Annotated in this window: 12 protein-coding genes; 4 read left to right on the forward strand and 8 right to left on the reverse strand. The window is 57.1% G+C overall.

Annotation, left to right across the window (positions count from 1 at the left end):
• Positions 1–45: 45 nt before the first annotated feature.
• From asnB to KJ970_00795, 4 genes are all read left to right on the forward strand, one after another.
• Positions 46–1935 carry an asparagine synthase (glutamine-hydrolyzing) gene (gene asnB, locus KJ970_00780; protein ID MBU2689435.1) on the forward strand — a complete coding sequence of 630 codons (1890 nt, stop codon included), beginning with the start codon at positions 46–48 and terminating at the stop codon, positions 1933–1935.
• Positions 1883–2920, forward strand: coding sequence for a flippase-like domain-containing protein (locus tag KJ970_00785; protein MBU2689436.1), 1038 nt, complete (start codon positions 1883–1885; stop codon positions 2918–2920). The genes asnB and KJ970_00785 overlap by 53 nt, the downstream gene beginning before the upstream one ends.
• Positions 2878–4515 carry a DUF5060 domain-containing protein gene (locus KJ970_00790; GenBank protein ID MBU2689437.1) on the forward strand — a complete coding sequence of 546 codons (1638 nt, stop codon included), beginning with the start codon at positions 2878–2880 and terminating at the stop codon, positions 4513–4515. Before KJ970_00785 ends, KJ970_00790 begins: the two co-directional genes overlap by 43 nt.
• Positions 4516–4663: 148 nt before the next feature.
• On the forward strand, positions 4664–6259 hold the full coding sequence (locus KJ970_00795) for a DUF5060 domain-containing protein (GenBank protein MBU2689438.1): 1596 nt from the start codon (positions 4664–4666) through the stop codon (positions 6257–6259).
• Between the two features lie 20 nt (positions 6260–6279).
• On the opposite strand, the gene KJ970_00800 is transcribed toward KJ970_00795, so the two are convergent.
• From KJ970_00800 to KJ970_00835, 8 genes are all read right to left on the reverse strand, one after another.
• Positions 6280–7167 carry a tetratricopeptide repeat protein gene (locus KJ970_00800; protein ID MBU2689439.1) on the reverse strand — a complete coding sequence of 296 codons (888 nt, stop codon included), beginning with the start codon at positions 7165–7167 and terminating at the stop codon, positions 6280–6282.
• A 4-nt stretch (positions 7168–7171) separates the two neighbouring features.
• Complete coding sequence (locus KJ970_00805) at positions 7172–8434, reverse strand: VanZ family protein (protein MBU2689440.1); 1263 nt, start codon at positions 8432–8434, stop codon at positions 7172–7174.
• 168 nt (positions 8435–8602) lie between these two features.
• Positions 8603–9622, reverse strand: coding sequence for a hypothetical protein (locus tag KJ970_00810; GenBank protein MBU2689441.1), 1020 nt, complete (start codon positions 9620–9622; stop codon positions 8603–8605).
• A gap of 144 nt (positions 9623–9766) precedes the next feature.
• Positions 9767–10750: a tetratricopeptide repeat protein gene (locus KJ970_00815; protein ID MBU2689442.1), complete on the reverse strand. Its 984-nt coding sequence runs from the start codon at positions 10748–10750 to the stop codon at positions 9767–9769.
• Positions 10751–10962: 212 nt separating this feature from the next.
• Positions 10963–12420 (reverse strand): sigma-54 dependent transcriptional regulator, encoded by a 1458-nt coding sequence (locus KJ970_00820; protein ID MBU2689443.1) that lies wholly within the window; start codon positions 12418–12420, stop codon positions 10963–10965.
• A 46-nt stretch (positions 12421–12466) separates the two neighbouring features.
• Positions 12467–14053, reverse strand: a complete 1587-nt coding sequence (locus tag KJ970_00825) for a HAMP domain-containing histidine kinase (GenBank protein ID MBU2689444.1) — start codon at positions 14051–14053, stop codon at positions 12467–12469.
• 20 nt (positions 14054–14073) lie between these two features.
• Entirely contained in the window at positions 14074–15249 is a 1176-nt protein-coding gene (gene alr / locus KJ970_00830) for an alanine racemase (protein MBU2689445.1), read from the reverse strand.
• A 108-nt stretch (positions 15250–15357) separates the two neighbouring features.
• A complete protein-coding gene (locus KJ970_00835; protein MBU2689446.1) occupies positions 15358–16965 on the reverse strand; it encodes a hypothetical protein in 1608 nt (535 codons plus the stop codon).
• Positions 16966–16988: the final 23 nt, after the last annotated feature.

Raw genomic sequence — 16988 nt, forward strand, 5'->3', positions numbered from 1 at the left:
GAGAGGTGGTTCGGATCGGTCGAAGATTGATCACAGGGGTCGCTAATGTGCGGAATCGCTGGATTCACAGCTGCTGACGAGAGATCTATCCGTGCGATGACGGATATCATCGCGCACCGGGGCCCGGATGATTCCGGGATCCTTATCGAACCCGGTCTGTCGTTGGGTCACCGTCGTCTCAGCATTATCGATCTATCCGAGTGCGGGCATCAGCCGATGCTCAATGAGGATGGATCGATTGTGGTTGTCTACAATGGGGAAATTTATAATTCACCCGAGCTTCGGCATCGCCTGGAGGCGAAAGGCCACAGGTTCCGCGGGCACTGCGACACAGAAGTGATTGCTCCAGCCTATCAGGAATACGGTCCAGCCTGCGTCACAGAGTTCCAGGGAATGTTTGCCTTCGCTCTTTGGGACCGGAACCGGCGGCGGCTTCTACTGGCCCGCGATCGTATCGGCATCAAGCCGCTCTACTATTACCATCATGGGTATCTCCTCATCTTTGCCTCCGAGGTCAAAGCGATCCTCGAACATCCCGATGTGCCGCGCGAGGTGGATGAACAAGCTCTGTTCGAGTATTTGGGATATGAGTTCGTGCCCGCTCCCCGCACGCTCTTTCGCGGGATCCGGAAATTGCGGCAGGGCCATACTCTCATTTTTGAAAACGGCATGTGCAAAGAAGAGCCCTATTGGGATCTGCATTTCGAACATGGCTCCTTGTCACCGCGGGAGGAAGAGCGGCGTCTTGCGGAGATTCTTGAAACAGCGGTAAGAAGGCGGTTGCTGAGTGATGTGCCGGTCGGCGCCTTTCTATCCGGAGGCCTTGATTCAAGCGCCCTGGTTGGATTTATGAGCCGCCATATGAAAGAGACTCTCAGAACATACACAATTGGGTATGAAGATCCCACGTTTAGTGAATTGCCCTATGCCCGGATCGTCAGCCGTCATGTAGGAAGCGAACATCATGAGCTGATGATAGATCCCCTGACACCGGAGCGGATTCGCAAAGCCGTCTGGCACCTCGATGAACCGATGACTGATCTCTCTTCTGTCCCGCTGATGCTCATTTCGGAACGAGCCCGGCGGGATGTCAAGGTCTGTCTAAGCGGAGAGGGGGGCGACGAACTGTTTATGGGGTATGACCGTTTTCGCGCCAGCCGGTTGAATCATCGCCTTCGTCCCATTCCCGCTCCGCTTCGCCGTCTCGGATTCCAATGTGTCGCGGTGCTTCCGGATCAGCCCCAGAAGAAGGGAATGATCAATATGCTGAAGCGGTTCGCCGAGGGGGCTCTGCTTCCCGAGGATGGAGAGCATATGCGATGGCAGTACTTTCTGAATGCCGATATTATACAAAAACTCTTTCAATCGGATTATCTTCGATCGGTCGACGCCGAGATCTTTGCGCCTATCCGGCGTATCGCAGAAGGCTGTGCGGAAGCCTGCCGGGAAGATCGGGAAGTTTATATAGATATCCGGATGGCAATGGCGGATTCCGTTCTCATGAAGGTGGATAAGATGTCGATGGCCACGAGCCTTGAGGTCAGGGTTCCCTTCCTCGATCATGAATTTGTTGAATTCTCAGCGATGCTGCATCCCTCGCGAAAACTCCATGGGATGACAACAAAAGCCATCTTCAGGGAGGCGATGCGAGATCTGCTGCCTCCTGAAATCGTCGGAAGAGGCAAACAAGGTTACAGTATTCCTATAAAAAACTGGCTGCGCGAAGATTTGCGGGATTTCATGGTTGCGACGATTACACAATGTCCCCTGGTTCACCGGACTCTCCGAGCGGATGCGGTGAACAGCCTCATCGATGAACATCTCTCCCGCCGGCACAACCACAATCATATCCTCTGGGCCCTTATCAATCTTTCACTGTGGTATGAAACCTTCATCCATCGCTCGACGGCGGCAGCGGCCTCCCATGCCGGATGAAGAAAAAAGACCTTCCCGTCTGGGACGATTCTGGGGCGGCCCGGCCGGCCTTGTCCTCCGGCTGGCCATCGGATCCGTCATCTTTATCATTCTTGCCCGGCAATTCTGGTCGGAAGGTTTTATCGATCACTTCTCCCATCTGCAGACGCCGCGGGCGCTTCTTTACAGTAGTCTCTATCTACTGATCTTCATCCTGAACCGCGGGTTCATGGCGTATAAGTGGTCGATTCTGCTCCATCCGCTGAAGATCCGACTTCCGATCCGGCGCCTTATATCGGTTTATTACGCCAGCACTTTTGTCGGCGCCTTTTTACCGGCGACCGTTGGAGGCGATCTGGTCCGCTATTTCCTTCTGAATCTTCCCAAGGGCGATCGGCCGGCCCTGGCCGCGTCGATCCTCATGGAGAGGGTTGTCGGGCTCATGGCGCTCGTTACGGTGGGTTGGTTCGGCCTCATGGCAGCCTGGAGGCAGGATCTCCTGCCCGTCGCGCCGGCCCTGACGACTCTCGCCGGGGGCTTTATACTGGTCCTCTTCGCCTGGATCTCACTTGTGATGCCGCCCGACCTTCTGATCCGGCGCTTGGGACCCCTTGGGCGAAAGCTCTCCGGTTTTGCGTCTGAATATCAATCGTACCGGAATCATCCCCGCGCCCTTTGTCTCTTCTATATTTTTTCGATGATCGAATCATTGCACGGAGTGGTCGGGATTTGGATTGTTGCGCTGGCTCTTGATTTGAAGATCGGTTTTCTGCCCTGCTTGGTCGCCGTGCCGCCGATGGTCCTGCTGTCCCGCGTGCCGATTAGTGTGGACTCTCTGGGCGTCTTCCAGGGATTGGGTGTCCTCTTCTTCGGCATTTTGGGTGTTGCGGGGGGCGCCGCCTTCGCGCTGGGAGCGGTCCGCCAGCTTCTGGACTTCATCGGTCTGCTTCCCGGGGGTGTTTTGTGGCTCTTCCTCAGAACGTCAAAATCTTCCGACGGCCGCTGAGCCACAGGCCGGTCTCTGCCGGGATTGCGGTATGGCGGAAACTTTCTCTTCCGATCCTGTCTTGCCTTTTATCGGTTGGGGGATGTCTCAATGAATCGGGTGTCGATCCTTCTTCTTATCCCTATGCCGCCGATGGCAAGGTTTCCTTTTCGGAATCCGAAACCTTGATTGTTCCCCGCTATGGAACAGTCGATATCATTTTACATTCCGAGAAAGAATTCAAGGCGAAGGGGGATATCAGCCCCTTCACCGATATTAATGTACAGGCTGTCGTTTGGACGCCCGGGGGACGGCGTTTTCATGTGGATGGATTCTTCGATGGTGATGGCGCAGGCGGCTCAAACGGTCACGTTTTCAAAATCCGTCTCTGTCCCGATACAGAGGGGTGGTGGTCATGGGAGATTCTCTCCGGTTTGAGCGAGCTGCATGGGAAAGGGGGCCGCATCCTTTGCCGAGGCAGCCTGCCGGGTCTATTCGCCCGCGGTCCGATCATTGTTCATCCCAAGCATTCCCGTTTCTTCTCCACTGCGGATGGGACACCTCTCTATCTCATGGCCAAATTCCTCGATGAGGCAGCGCCGGAACCGATCCAGTTCAGCCACACCTTCTTTTCTGAGCAGGTGATCGATGCTGATCGCGAAGAGATGCTGGCCCGCCACCGGCGGATGAAATGCAACCGCCTGGATATCTATCTCGCCAACCGCGGGGATTACGGCGGGATTCAGACGACGCCATGGTCGGAGAAAAAGTTAAAAGAGGGGCAGGTTGTCTTTAATCTCTCCTATTGGCGGATGTATGAACACTGGCTGCGGCGTTTGCGGGATGCAGATATGGCGGCTCATATCTGGTTCTTTGCCGATGATTCGGATTTTGGGAAGCTGCCGCTGGAGCAACGCCTTGAACTCATCCGCTACGGCATGGCGAGATTGTCGGGTTTCGTCAATACGATCTTTGTTGTTTGTCTCGAGTGGGAAGAAGGGTGGTCCCGGAAAGAGGTCGAGGTCGCGGGAAGGGTGACTCAGGAAGCAAATCCCTGGAGCCGGCTTGTCAGCGTTCATGGAACGCCGGGCGACTTTGATTATCCAGAATCGGATTGGGCCGATTACCTTATCATACAGCCCGGAAACAAAGCTGACTACGATTCTGTTTATACATTAGGATTAACAAACCGTGGGGCGGCCGCAAAACCCCTGCTCAATGAGGAATTTTCTCTGGGCGGAGAGGATGACGCGGGGAGAATCAAAGCCTGGTGCGCTCTCTTCGCCGGTGGCGCCGGCAGCGGGACCGGAGCCTTTCTCCCGCCCTTGTCCGATTTTATTTCGGCGGTTCCCTACACCGCGCTTGAACCTCTGGCCGGGATGGTCGTTCGCGGTAAAGCTTATCTTCTGGGGGAGAGAGGACGGGAACTTCTGGCCTATCTTCCAGAAGGCGATGAGGTGGAGATCAATTTGCATGATTTCCCCGGTATCTGGAGGGTGACCTGGTTTGATCCTCGGAAAGGTGACTGGACTGCTCTTGACCCGGTTCCGGGGGGCGCGACGCAGCTCTTTCGCCCGCTGGGAGAAGGGGATTGGGCGCTCAGACTGGTCCCATAAACGATGCCGGAGCCTTATTGGTCCTTGAATGAGAAGAAGGCTGCAAGAAAGAAGAGATCCAATGATAAAGCGACTCCTTGCCTATTCTATCCCCATCGGGATTTGTCTCATTGGGGGCTTTCACATTGTCCAATCATTCCGGCAACCGATGAAACAGGATCTATTGCCCGTATCCCCCCCGGGTGTGAAGGGGCGTCTTGTTGTCTCGCTCTATGGAGGTCCCCTCCTGCAGGACGAGCCCCCGCACACTCCCATAGTCCATCCCGCACGCCATCGCACCACTTGGGTCAACGGAACCGGTTATCAGGGGATGGAGGATAATGATCTCAGAGGATTCCTGGATGGAAGATTTCGTTATGGTTGGAATCAACCGGGTCAGATCCATGTCCGGGCCGGCCGCCGGGATCGCTCGCCGAGATACGGCGAATATGAGTTGTTCCGGATTTTACAGCGCTGGGAGAAGATCGAGCTTCCTCCCGGTGCCGATATCCTGGAAGCCCGGATCTGTTTAACTCTGGAGAATAATCCCTTCCGCCCAACGCGTGTGCTGCTTTATGACGTCCGAAAGGATTGGAACCCTGGAACAGGAGGAACGCTCTACGACAATGTCAGTCCGCCGAAACCGGGTGAGGTTTGGTGGAATGATAACTCCTGGCCTGATCAGCCTTGGGGGCTGCCCGGCGCCGGGTATGCCTCCGATAGCGATCCCCAGGCCGATACGGGCGGGATGCCTCTCGCCGAAGCGATCCTGCAACCGGGCGATTCCTTGTTATCCTTTTCTTCTTCCCGTCTCGCCTCTTATATCGAGCGGGAACTCAATGAGGCGCGCCCCCTTCTTTTCCTCATCAAACTCGATGACTATGCGGAAGATCTCCCCGGTTCGATGATATATTTCTATTCAGGGAATCATGGCGATCAGCGGAATGTGAGGCGGCGCCCGTATCTTATATTGGAGTGGGAGTCATCCTGCGAAATCTCCACGATTGAGAAGGAAATTCACCTCGAGTATGGAAGGCGCACCCTGTTGGATGGATTCCCACAGGGGCCGGCGGAATGGATTGCGGCCACTTTCATCCCTGAAATCGGTTTTATCCCGCCTGTCTTGGAGATGGGATCCGCTGTTCGGGATCAGCGGGCTGAATGGTGTGTCCTGTCCCATCCGACCCGCCGCCCGTCGTCACCGGAAGTCCTGCGGCTCACCGCCGCCGTCGATCCGGTTCCTCTCGGAACCGGTTTTCGTTCCGAATTGAGGGATACCTGGATTCTGACGGCGCCGCCTGAAGAACAGGAAGTTCTCTGGACCTTTGTCTCCCCTCAGGGTGAGAAACACAGGATCAAGGCGGAATATCAGGGCGATCATTGTTGGATGGTTGAGTTTTTGCCGGATGAATTGGGCCCCTGGTCATATCACTGGACTCAGCAATTCGCCGAAGTTCCCTACCTCAGTGAGGAGGGGCGTTTTGATGTGATCGCCGGGGATTCCGCCGGGATCCGCGCCGCACTGGAGAGGTTGGCGCATGAGATAGCCGGTCTTGAGCTTGAGAGTGATGCGGTCAAGAGAGATGAATATATGATTCGCTTCATGCGGCTGGAGCGGGCCGCCCTGCAAATGGAAACCGCCGGATCTTTCCGGGGTGAATCGGGCCGGTCGCTACTGGAAATACTCAATAGTGTCAGAGCGCAATGGGGTGAGGCGGCTCCCGACTCGATTCCAATGAAGGCCAATGCCCCCATAGAGTATTAGGCGGCGTCAAACTCGTTCACCTAATTGGCGGATGGCGATAAAGCGGCCCTTGCCGTTGGATTCTCCGGCCAGATCATGAGCGCCTGGTTTAGATATTTGTCCGCCAGGGAGTTCTCCCCGAGTTTTCTATAGATAATACCGAGTTGTGTGCAGGTCTCGGAGATGCCGCGATCCACCCGCTGCAGCTGCGTTATGATCTCGAGATCGAAGGGTTCGAGATCATCTGTTACGACCCCCCTATCGAGATGTTCTTGCGCCGCCTGGATGGCTTCGGGAAACCGCTTATGCGTCGTCAGGCAGCGGCGCAGCATATAACGATAGGATGTACAGGGATCCAATTGAATCTGCAGTCTTTTCTGGAAGGATTCCCGGGCTTTATCAAGAAGGTTCTGCTGAAGATAAATGGCACCCAGTTTCCCATAGACGCGGTCCTGCCCTACGCTCGTATCGATCGCTTTGTTATAGTTCTGAATCGCTTCTTCGAACTTCCCCTGCTTTTCCAGGATTTCGCCAAGATTGTAGGCGATGATTCCGGGTCGCTCCGTGCCCGATTCAAGAGCATCAAGTAGGATCTTTTCGCCATAGGCCGGCTGTCCCGTGCGTCCATAGGCGATGGCAAGATTGACCGAGGCCCCCGTAAAATCAGGACGGATGTCGAGAACATATTTATACAATTCGATGGCTTCTCGGGGGTTTCCGCGGCGGAAGATGGCATCGGCCCGGTTCTTCACGTTATTGGTTTCGACCTCCTTGCCGATGCCCGAAAGCTTACGGAGCCAGAGGGGATCCGTCGCGGCGATGACACCGAAGGCTATGAAAAACAGCCAGAGTGCGAGGAGGCCGCAGGTGACGATCACCCTGGTGCGGGAAATCTCCTGTACTTGCCGGTTGTCATTATTTTGAGTCATGACTTTAACAGGTCGTATGAAGAACGAAGAGGACGTTCTTCCCTTGTTGTTTTAACCGGTTGAAAAGAAGGCAGGCATCCTGGCTCTTGAGAATGATGACCTGTGTTCCCTTCAAGGAATAGCGGTTGAAGATGAACTGACTGGGCGTCTGCTGAGGAAATCCCTTGCCACCGAGGCCGTGGTGCCCCGAGCCGATGAGAATAATATCGGCATGCCGTCTTAGGAGATAGGCTTGATCCCTGTCTCTGAAGAAATGCTTTTTGTCGGCCGGCCGGACGGTGCCGTTCGGGAAGACAATGATATCAAAGAAGGGTATCGGGATCCCCTTGTACACGGTCATTCCGTATTTGTGATAAACAATGTTGTCGTTCTTGAACTTAAAAAATGAATACCCCTGAATGAGAACCGCGGCGGTCAATAGAATGAGCAGGACCCATTTAATAGGGCGGAATTGGCTGAGATGAAAGATGAGGAAAAATACGATATAGGAGCCGATGGTGATGGCCACAATAGACTTCCAATAGGGCGCGTCGGTCAGCAGCGACGAGACGTAAAGAAAAATATAGGACAAGACAAAATCCAGAATCAGCACGCTTGCCGGAGATTTTATGTAGCCGCCAAGTTTCGGGTGCCGGACGCTTTTCCAATCGCGCTTTATATCTTTCCACTTCTGCGAGCCTATGTAGAGAATAATCAATCCCATCAAGGCGCCCCAGACATCTTTTGATATGTCGCCCATATCAAAAACCCGCCCGCTCATGAATAATTGAAATATCTCGTCAAAAGTGGAGAAGCAGAAGGCGAAGAGCGATGTCATCCAGATCAGTTTCGCGAAAGGCACCTCGCGGGGTTTGAGATCGCGATACATCATGAAGGCGAAGGTCATGTAGGCGAAGTAGTGCCAATTCTGCTGCAGCTCATAAAAGGCGTGATCATAGTAGACGTCACAGATCAACTGCCCCATTGCGATCATGATGATGGGTACGGTCGCGGCGATGAGGCCCTTGAGCGTCACACTCTTTATAAACCGGATGACGGCGGCCAGCAGAAGGATGCCGGCGACGAGCGGGACGATGGGGATTGAAATTCCGGCGATCGCTATCGTCGCGAGAGAGATTTTTTCGAGCGCTGATTGGAGATAATTCCGCACCATGATGAAAGGTGTCGCCACCAGGAGGAAACTGAACAGTATGAGATGAAGACGGGTGGAATAAAGAAGGGGAGGTCCCAGGGGTATCCTTTGCGACGTTTTTATTGTTTTAGACATTCCCGCCAACCAGCCCTCTGAGGACTCCCAAAGAGAATCCCTCAATATATGATCTTGCGGCTTTTTCTCCAAAGTTGGATTTTAACCTGAATCGAGGCCGTTGCAAAGGGTATTCTAGCCGCCCACCGGCCCGGCGTCCCCGGGAACATCTTCACCCATGCCGGATATTCACCTGTACGAGTCCTCATCCACGTCAAGCAGACTTAGAAGGATCTCCTCATCGGTTACGACCAGGTCTGGTGCAAACTGATCCGCCATTATGGGGATCTCGAATTTCAGGGGAGGGATCGGTTCGTATGGAGATGAATGGAACGATGGACCTGATGGCCATCGCGAGATCTCCACCGCGATTGTAAAACCGCCTATCTGTTGAGGGCTTTGGGCCTCATAGAGAGCCAGTGTTTGAGAACCGGCGGGTATTCCATTACCACAGAAATAGAGCGATCTAAGTTCGTAATTATAGCGCCAGGGAAGAATTATCATCAGCTTCGATCCGGGTGAGGCTCCACCGATGAGTTCCAAAACTCCGAAATCACGGGTCAGGGTGACAACGGTCGGTTGGGCCGGCGGCCGGCCTTTAGGGTGCGCCGGCGGCCGCGTCGGGGATTGATTCCGGGAGCGCGCCGGAGCCCTGTTAAATGTGATATATCGTCTGAGTTGATTGTCGAGGGTGTTTATTTGAAGCAAGGGGGCCCTGGTTTCAAAGAGCGCCTCGCCCGTCGATAGGCTGAAATAGGTCTCTGTGATGACATTGCTGCAATGTCCCCCATCCCGGATTCTATACATATCCCGATAGGGTTCTCCTTCAAAACCATACGCAGTGTATTTATAAAGAGGTTGATCAGACAGAGCCGCGCCAAGGGGCCAGGCTTGTACAGTAATCTTTGAGAGCTGCGGATCCGGTGGGGCGCCATATTTTATCTCGAGGCTCTGCTGGAGTATCAATTTTGTATCATCTTTGTCTCCTGAAAACACCATCTGGAATGTCTCATTGATGATGTGGATCCCATTAAATACCGCCTCGTGAGGAGAAGAATCGTATGTCTCAGACCATTGTTCAATGCTTGACCGGGCCTCCCAAATGTTAGCTGATAACGGGGTGAAAGAATCGTCATCGGGAGATTCTCCCGCCGCCGGGCCCTGAAGCATGAGAAATAGTACGAGCAGATTCATCCTTTTGCATATCATAACCGGCCGCCTCCCATCTGCGTTTACCCAGCTTGTTCTTTCCCATTGTCGAAAGATTGAGAGGTTAAGCGCCGGCGGGGCGGAGGGCCCGGCGGCCCGTAACGCCCCATCAACGAACCGCCGTCCGCCCGCCGGCACCGTCATCTAATTCCCGGTTCCCGCCGTTAATGTTGAATCGGCGCTCGATCCCGGAATACTCGAAGGTTCTTCCGCCGCCAGCAAGGCGCCGACCCTGGCCAGGCCGAGACCGGCGGTGGGGTGCCCGCCGCCCAAGGCGCGGGAGTAGGCTTCGCGCGCATCCGACAGGTCACCCATGCGTTCCAGAGCGACTCCCAGATTGTTAAAGGTGTAGGAAGGGGGTTCAACACCCATGGCCGCCGCAGCGACCACCGCCTCATCCAGATAGGTCCTGGCCTTCAGAAAATCCTCACGAAGGATCCAGATATAACCAATATTGTTTAAGGCATGGAAGTTGCCCGGGTCTTTCTCGATAGCTGTCTGGAAGGCGCGCAGAGCCTCCTCCGACCGCTGAAGCGACAACAGCGCGCGCCCACGGACATTCCATGCGCCGCTGTTTTCCGGATCGATCCTTGAGGCTTCTTCCGCGTGGGGCAGGGCTTCACGCTCCCTGCCGAGGGCCAGGAGGGCCCGGGCCAGGTTGGCGCGGACCTTGGCTTGCACGGCCGGCCGGCCGTGGAAGGTATTTAACAATTTCGAGAGGATCGGCCGCGCCCCTTCCGCATCACCGGCCTGAAGTTGTTCAATCGCCGCCGCGTAGCGCTCACTGTCGGACAAGGGGGGTTCCACCACCGTTGATGCGGTGAGGGCCGCTGTCTCCACCACTGTCTCCACAGGCTCTTCTGCCGGCGTCTCTTCGAGTGTCTCTGCCGGTGTCGCCTCCGGCGCCTCGCTTAGGTCGCGGGCATCCCCGGGAATGGGTGTCGTTTCAATGGGGGGTATGACATTGACCTCCGGGATGACGTGTGTCGCTGTCGCAAAACCGGTGGCTTCAGCGGCGATTTGTTCGCCGGCTTCGTTGTCCGGCAGCTCCGGCCGGAAGAGAAAGAATGTCACCACCAGCGCGGCGATAATCATCAGGCTCGTTCCACAGACTCTCTTGACGGACATGATAAACCTCCTTTCAGGATCCCCTTTGCCGCCTTCCGGCGGGACGAATGGTGTTGCGTACGCCGATATAGAAAGGCAAGGAGTGTTCCAAAAAGTCGGAATTTCGAAACGGGTTCCGGTGGAAGGGGTTAGAGGTTTGCTACTATTTGCCGCCGGAGGCGTTGTTGATGGAGGTCCACTCTTATAGCCACATCATGTGGTTTTGAGTCCACTCAATGTGGACGAATGATATCGTACTGGCGGATTTTGCGATGAAGATGACTGCGGTCCAGGCCCAACCGGGCCGCGGCGCGGGCGACATTCCACGATTCAGCATCGAGGATATTTTGTAAAAGCTGCTTCTCCCAAAGAGCAAAGTGTTCCTTATATGTTTGGGCGGCTGTTGGCGACTCCTCCGGACGGCTATCGGAGAAGGGTCCCGCCATCGCGGCGGATTTCCGGACAAGAAGCGAGGAATTTTCCGGTTCGATCATCGGGTTTTGTGCCTGAAGACGTTCGACGGCGGCCCGATCCACCGGCCCGTCCGCTTCGAGTATAAAGATCCGTTCGATGAGATTGCGAAGTTCGCGCACATTCCCCGGCCAGGAATAGGAAAGGAGCGCCGCCTCGGCCTCAGAAGTCAATGTATGCCGGCCGAGCCCGTGCAGGACGGTAAACTGGCTGATGTAGTGCCGGGTGAGGGCGAGGATATCTTCCTGTCTTTCGCGGAGCGGGGGGATGCGGATAACCAGCACCGCGAGCCGGTGGTAGAGATCAAGACGGAAACGCCCCGACTCGACTTCATGAGCCAGATCTCTATGGGTAGCGCTGAGAAAACGAACATTGACCGGAACGGCTGCGGTCCCGCCCAGCGGCTCCACCATTCCCGATTCCAGAACCCGCAGAAGTTTTGCCTGCAGGGATTCCGGCATATCACCGATCTCGTCGAGGAAGAGGGTCCCGCCGTGGGCCGATTGAAAACGGCCGATCCGGCGGGTCATCGCGCCGGTGAAGGCCCCTTTCTCATGACCAAAGAGTTCGGATTCCAGAAGATCCTGAGGAATCGCCGCCGCATTCACCGCGACGAAGGGTCCCTCTTTGCGCGGGGAATGTTCGTGCAGGAAATGGGCGAGCCGTTCCTTGCCGGTGCCGCTTTCGCCGGTGAGCAGAACCGGGGTCTCCGTGCGCGCCGCCCGGGTGATCTCCTCGAGGGTCTTCTCCATGGCGGCGCTTTCATAAATAAAGGGTCCGCCGAGACCGGCCGCCTCGCGCAGGCGGAGGTTTTCATTCTCAAGCGACCGGAATCTCTGGGCGTTCCGCACCGCGACGAGAACCCGTTCCGCGGAGAGGGGTTTCTCAAGAAAATCCATCGCCCCTTCATGAATCGCCTTCACCGCCATGGCGATATCGGCCTGCCCACTGATCATGAGGATCGGCAACGCCGGAAACCGCCGGCGGATCCATGGAAGAAATTCCACACCATGCCCGTCGGGCAGCCATACATCCAAGAAGAGAATATCCGGGGAGCTCTCGGTGAGCGATCGGCGGCCCACGGCGAGGTTTTCAGCATGGATAACTTCGTGCCCATCCATTTCCAAGAGGGTGGCGATGGTTTGCCGGATCGGCGCCTCGTCGTCAATGATCAGGATCCGGGAGGTTGTCTCGGCCGGGGTTTTGTAACTTACATTCATATCCGTACGTTACCAAAATTTTGACACCCTGTCGAAAAGGTGGAACTCATTTTTCGACGGCGGGGAATTCTACAATAAAAAGGACACCTCCCGCGGAGGCGTTTTCCGCCTGAATCCGCCCCCTCATTCGGCTCACCAGTTCCCTCGCGATAGCCAAGCCCAAACCCTGTCCCCCCGGTTTTGTTGAAAGCCCCTTCTGAAAAATCTCCTCAATCATCCCATCGGGGATGGCCGGACCGCTGTTCCAGACCCGGAGTGCGGCGGTTGCATCGGAGAGGGCACAAGAAACTTCAACGCTTCCGCCGGGTCCGGCCGCTTCCCGCGCGTTCCTGATGAGATTTTGTACAATGCGATCCAAGTGCCCGGTATCAATCCGTACGGGAATCGGTCCCTCATGGCTTGGCTTAAATGTAACCTTTGGGGATTCATCAGCGGGCCAGGTTTCCACAATCGATTGAACGGATTGATTCAGGTCCTCGATCCTCAAGATCCCCTCCGGCAGTCGTGCGAAATGTGAAAACTCTTCCACCAGGCGCTGGACTCTCTCCAGCGATCCTTGGGCGGCTTGCAAGGCCGGCGCCAGCCGGGGATCTTCACTTTTTATCGCCAGGGTCCCCACGGTGAGGCGCAGCGGGGTCAAGGCATTGCGGATATCATGACCCAGCGCCCGGCCGACATCTTTCCATCCGGCGACGATGGCCATTCTTTCCGCCTGCCCCGCCAGCGCCAAGGCCTCTTCACTAAGAGCGCGCAGCAGCGCCTCGGGCGAGGGGGTCTTCCCGCCATCCTTGTGAAGACCGGACAGGCCCTGCGTCCGGCGCCAGGCGCCCTCGGCTTCCTGCTCGATCCGATTCCAGGTCCTCCGCAGCGGCAGGAGCAGGATCCAGCCGATCAGGGCGAGTATCAGACCGCCCGCCAAGGCCGGCCCCAGCATCTTCAGATGGGATGGCTGTTCCGCGGTGGAGACGCCCCCCGCTGGATGGGACACCGCGAAGACCGGAGCGCCCTCCGCCGAATGGATGATGACGGCCCCGGGGGCGGGATCCTTCCCCCCGGCATCCGTTGCGCGGCTGGAGGACGGAAGGATCTCAATCCGGCCCAGGCTCGGGTCCCACCGCCAAACCCATTCAGCTTGAAGCCATGGGCATTCGGGGAGCGGTCGCGAGACGATCCACACCGGTTCGAGCTGATCCCTTTGCGAAGGATCGGATAAGCCGGCAAAAAGACCCTCTATGTCTGTGGCCTGCGGCGCGGGGAGCTGACCGCCGAAAGAGGCGCGGTCCCGCAGACCGGCGACAAGGCGCCGTCCGGAACCCAAGATGCGGATCTCCTCGGCGTTCGACCGGGCGGCGAGTTTTTCAAGCCAGTCGAACCAGGCTTTGTCCCCGGCGGCATGCGAACAGGGCGCGGAGGACGTCACCGGATCGTCTCTCAGGACGTCGATCCGGGCTTCCAGTCGATGGAAATGATTAATGATGGAATTTTGTACAAGGATCCGGCTCAGCCGGCTTTCTTCTTTGCCTATTTCGACTGATAAATTTTGTACAACCAGTGTCCCGGGGATATAAACGGCGAGAAATCCCCCCACAAAGAGAATGGCCAGGATGATGCGCCATCGACATCCGGCTGACATCGCTCCACCCGCCTTTCCAGCTACAGGCCGCAGACCCTTCTATCGAGATGGCCGCCGATCCGGGTCACGATTTCATAGACAATGGTCTGGCAGAGGGAGGCGAGATCCTGCGCCGAGATTTCTTCATCCCCCTGCTTTCCCAATAAAACCGCCTCATCCCCGACGGCGGCTCCCTCGATATCGGTGAGGTCGACCATAAACATATTCATACAAACCCGGCCCAGGACCGGCGCGCGCCGCCCGCGCACCAGAACATGCCCCACGCCGGACAGACGGCGGTCATAGCCGTCGGCGTATCCCACGGGCAAAATGGCCAGCCGTGTCGGGTGGGTGGTACGGAATGTACAACCATAACCGATGAAGGATTGCGCCGGCACGGTCTTGATCTGCGCGACCTGGGTTTTCCAGGTTAGAACCGGGCGGAGAGGGAGTCGTTCAGATCCGCCGCTTCTGGCGGAGACCAGCGTCTCCCGGCTGGGCCAGAGCCCGTATGTCGCGATCCCGAGTCGCACCATATCCAGGTGCGTCTCCGGCATGACAATGGTCGCCGCGCTGCAGGCGGTATGGCGCAGGAGCGGCTGAATTCCAAGGGCGTGGAGATCCCGCTCCACTTTGTGAAAGATCTCGATTTGCCGCCGCGCATAGGTGTGATCCGTCGTGTCCTCGATATTGGCAAAATGAGTGGACAGCCCGCTCCATTGAAGCTCGCTGTGATCGGCGAAGAACCGCGCCACCGACGGGATCTCCTCCGGCATAAAACCCTGCCGGTGGCAGCCGGTCTCGACCTTGATGTGGCACTGCGGCCGGATGCCGCTTTTGCCGGCGCCGCGCGCCAGGGCCTGTAAGGATTCGAAGGTGGAAAGGGTGAATTCCAGGGGCAGGCCGGCCGCCGCTGGCAGCGCCTGCATGGGGATGGGTCCCAGAAGATGAATGGGTGCGGAGAGTTCCAAGGCCAGCAGCTCCAGCGCCTCATTCAATGAATTCACGCCCAACCGGTCCGCGCCGAAACGCAACGCCAAGGGTGCGATCTTCTCCAGACCGTGGCCGTAGGCATTCGCCTTAACGACTGCCATGAGCTTTCTGTCCGGTCCGATCAGCCGCCGGAATTCAGCGAGGTTGTGTTGATAGGCGCCGGCATCGATCTCCAACCATGAAAGGGATGGGGCGGATGGGGTTGCATGATTCTGTGATGTCATGATGGATCGCTGCCTCCGAGTGCTTCAACAGACCGTCCGGCTGAATTGAGATTGGACGCCGGAATTCCGAGAATCAAGAATTCCGTCGTCGATAACGAGGAGGTGTTTCTAGGGTTTGTGCAAAAGGAGCTCGAGAGGACGAACGAGTTCCACGATCCGGCGCTTGATGTCGTTGGGATCCTTGCCGGGATCCTTATTGGGATCACTGTTGGAATCTCTAGCGGAATCGCCGCCCCGGATCATCAGGCGCGTCGTCATCCAAGCCAGGGGAAAAACCACGGCATTTTCCATCAACCGCTTTTCGAGGCGGCGCGCCTGCGTTTCCGCCGGGATCGGATCGGCGGGCAGGGCCAGCCAATCTTCAAAGAGGGCGCCTTCCAGTTTCCCGAGGATCGCGTCGTTTAGATGAGGTTCGAGGAAGCCGACCGTAATGCCCGCCGCTTCCCAAGGAATCGCGGCCATGACCGGCACCGCCATGAGGATGAGATCAAATGTCCCTTGCCGCAGAGATGAATGCAGCGCCGTTCGCGGCATTCCCATGATCTGGTATCGCCCCGCCTCCGCGGCGAGGATTGGAATCCGGGCCGCCGCACAGGAGAGAATAGGATCGCCGCTGGGATAGAAGAGACGGATCGGACGTTTCGTCTCGGTCGCGATTGTCTGACTTTTCCACAACCGCTGCAGCAGACTGCTCCGGTATCCCTCGGGATTCTCAAGAATCCCCTCTGCATTCCAGATCCCCTCGGCATGGGGAAGCAGGGTTGCGGGCCCGGCCAGGCCCTGGAAAATCTTCTCACGAATGGCTTGAGTCAAACCCCAGGTCCCTTCGCCCTCCGGCTGCGCGATGAGAAGAAGAAGAGACCGACTCTCCGCGACCGTCACACCCTGCGCCACGCCCGGTATGCAGTAGGCCGGAAGGTCTGGACCGGTCAGAACAAGCCGGGGTCCCGGCTCATCGGTGTCAACCACCGGTTCGGGGTAGCACTCGAGCCTGATGGGGAAGGGTGTCATCGACTCCAATGTCGTCGGGATCACCTTCTGAACCGGGGCAATGTTAAAAATCCACCGGACCGGATTCAGGCCGGATGGGTGGGGCCGCCCGAATTGGGGATCCCAATAGATGGGACCCGACGGCGGGTGGTGAGGATGGCGCCGCCCCCAATGGATCAATCCGGCGGCGGGGTGTTGGAAACGTTGCGGGAACTCGGGATCCGATTCCCGCAGGAGGATTTGCAGCGTCACGGGATCCAGCGTCACGAGACCGCTGATCTGCGCGGCCGATCCATTACGGAATTCGGTCAAACCGAGGATATGCCGGAAGAGGATGGCGTAGGGGCTCCGTGTCGGCTGGGCGAGTAATCCCTCGAGGGAATGAATAAAATCCTCCGGCCGGACCGGGTCCTCGTCACCGCCCCAGAAAAGATCCCCGGCAAAGCGGACCGTCCAGAGACGGCTATCCTGGGATCCGCTCCATTCAGTGTGGGTGCGTGGTGAGATGAGCGGCGGGAAAGCCGTTATCGAGGCGATGCATTGGATCGGGTCGGCGACGGCGGTCGGATAGGGGTGACCCCAGCCCGCGGCGCCCGATTCCGCTTCGAGCCGGAGGGTTAGGATCTCTTCCGGTGGAGCCGCCGGCGCTGGAAGGGACGCTGCCAGCACCGAGAAGGCGATAAGCGCCGGGGCGAGCGGGAAGCGTGTGCGGTGGGGCTGCATCATAAGGCGAAGGGCCTCAGCGGTGG

It is taken from the genome of Candidatus Eisenbacteria bacterium (assembly GCA_018831195.1).
In the GTDB taxonomy this organism is placed as follows: domain Bacteria; phylum Eisenbacteria; class RBG-16-71-46; order CAIMUX01; family JAHJDP01; genus JAHJDP01.

Coding starts and splice junctions, on each gene's coding strand:
- asnB (MBU2689435.1), top strand. CDS start 46: ATGTGCGGAATCGCTGGATTCACAGCTGCTGACGAGAGATCTATCCGT.
- KJ970_00785 (MBU2689436.1), top strand. CDS start 1,883: ATGAAACCTTCATCCATCGCTCGACGGCGGCAGCGGCCTCCCATGCCG.
- KJ970_00795 (MBU2689438.1), top strand. CDS start 4,664: ATGAAACAGGATCTATTGCCCGTATCCCCCCCGGGTGTGAAGGGGCGT.
- KJ970_00800 (MBU2689439.1), bottom strand. CDS start 7,167: ATGACTCAAAATAATGACAACCGGCAAGTACAGGAGATTTCCCGCACC.
- KJ970_00805 (MBU2689440.1), bottom strand. CDS start 8,434: ATGTCTAAAACAATAAAAACGTCGCAAAGGATACCCCTGGGACCTCCC.
- KJ970_00810 (MBU2689441.1), bottom strand. CDS start 9,622: ATGATATGCAAAAGGATGAATCTGCTCGTACTATTTCTCATGCTTCAG.
- KJ970_00815 (MBU2689442.1), bottom strand. CDS start 10,750: ATGTCCGTCAAGAGAGTCTGTGGAACGAGCCTGATGATTATCGCCGCG.
- KJ970_00820 (MBU2689443.1), bottom strand. CDS start 12,420: ATGAATGTAAGTTACAAAACCCCGGCCGAGACAACCTCCCGGATCCTG.
- KJ970_00825 (MBU2689444.1), bottom strand. CDS start 14,053: ATGTCAGCCGGATGTCGATGGCGCATCATCCTGGCCATTCTCTTTGTG.
- alr (MBU2689445.1), bottom strand. CDS start 15,249: ATGACATCACAGAATCATGCAACCCCATCCGCCCCATCCCTTTCATGG.
- KJ970_00835 (MBU2689446.1), bottom strand. CDS start 16,965: ATGATGCAGCCCCACCGCACACGCTTCCCGCTCGCCCCGGCGCTTATC.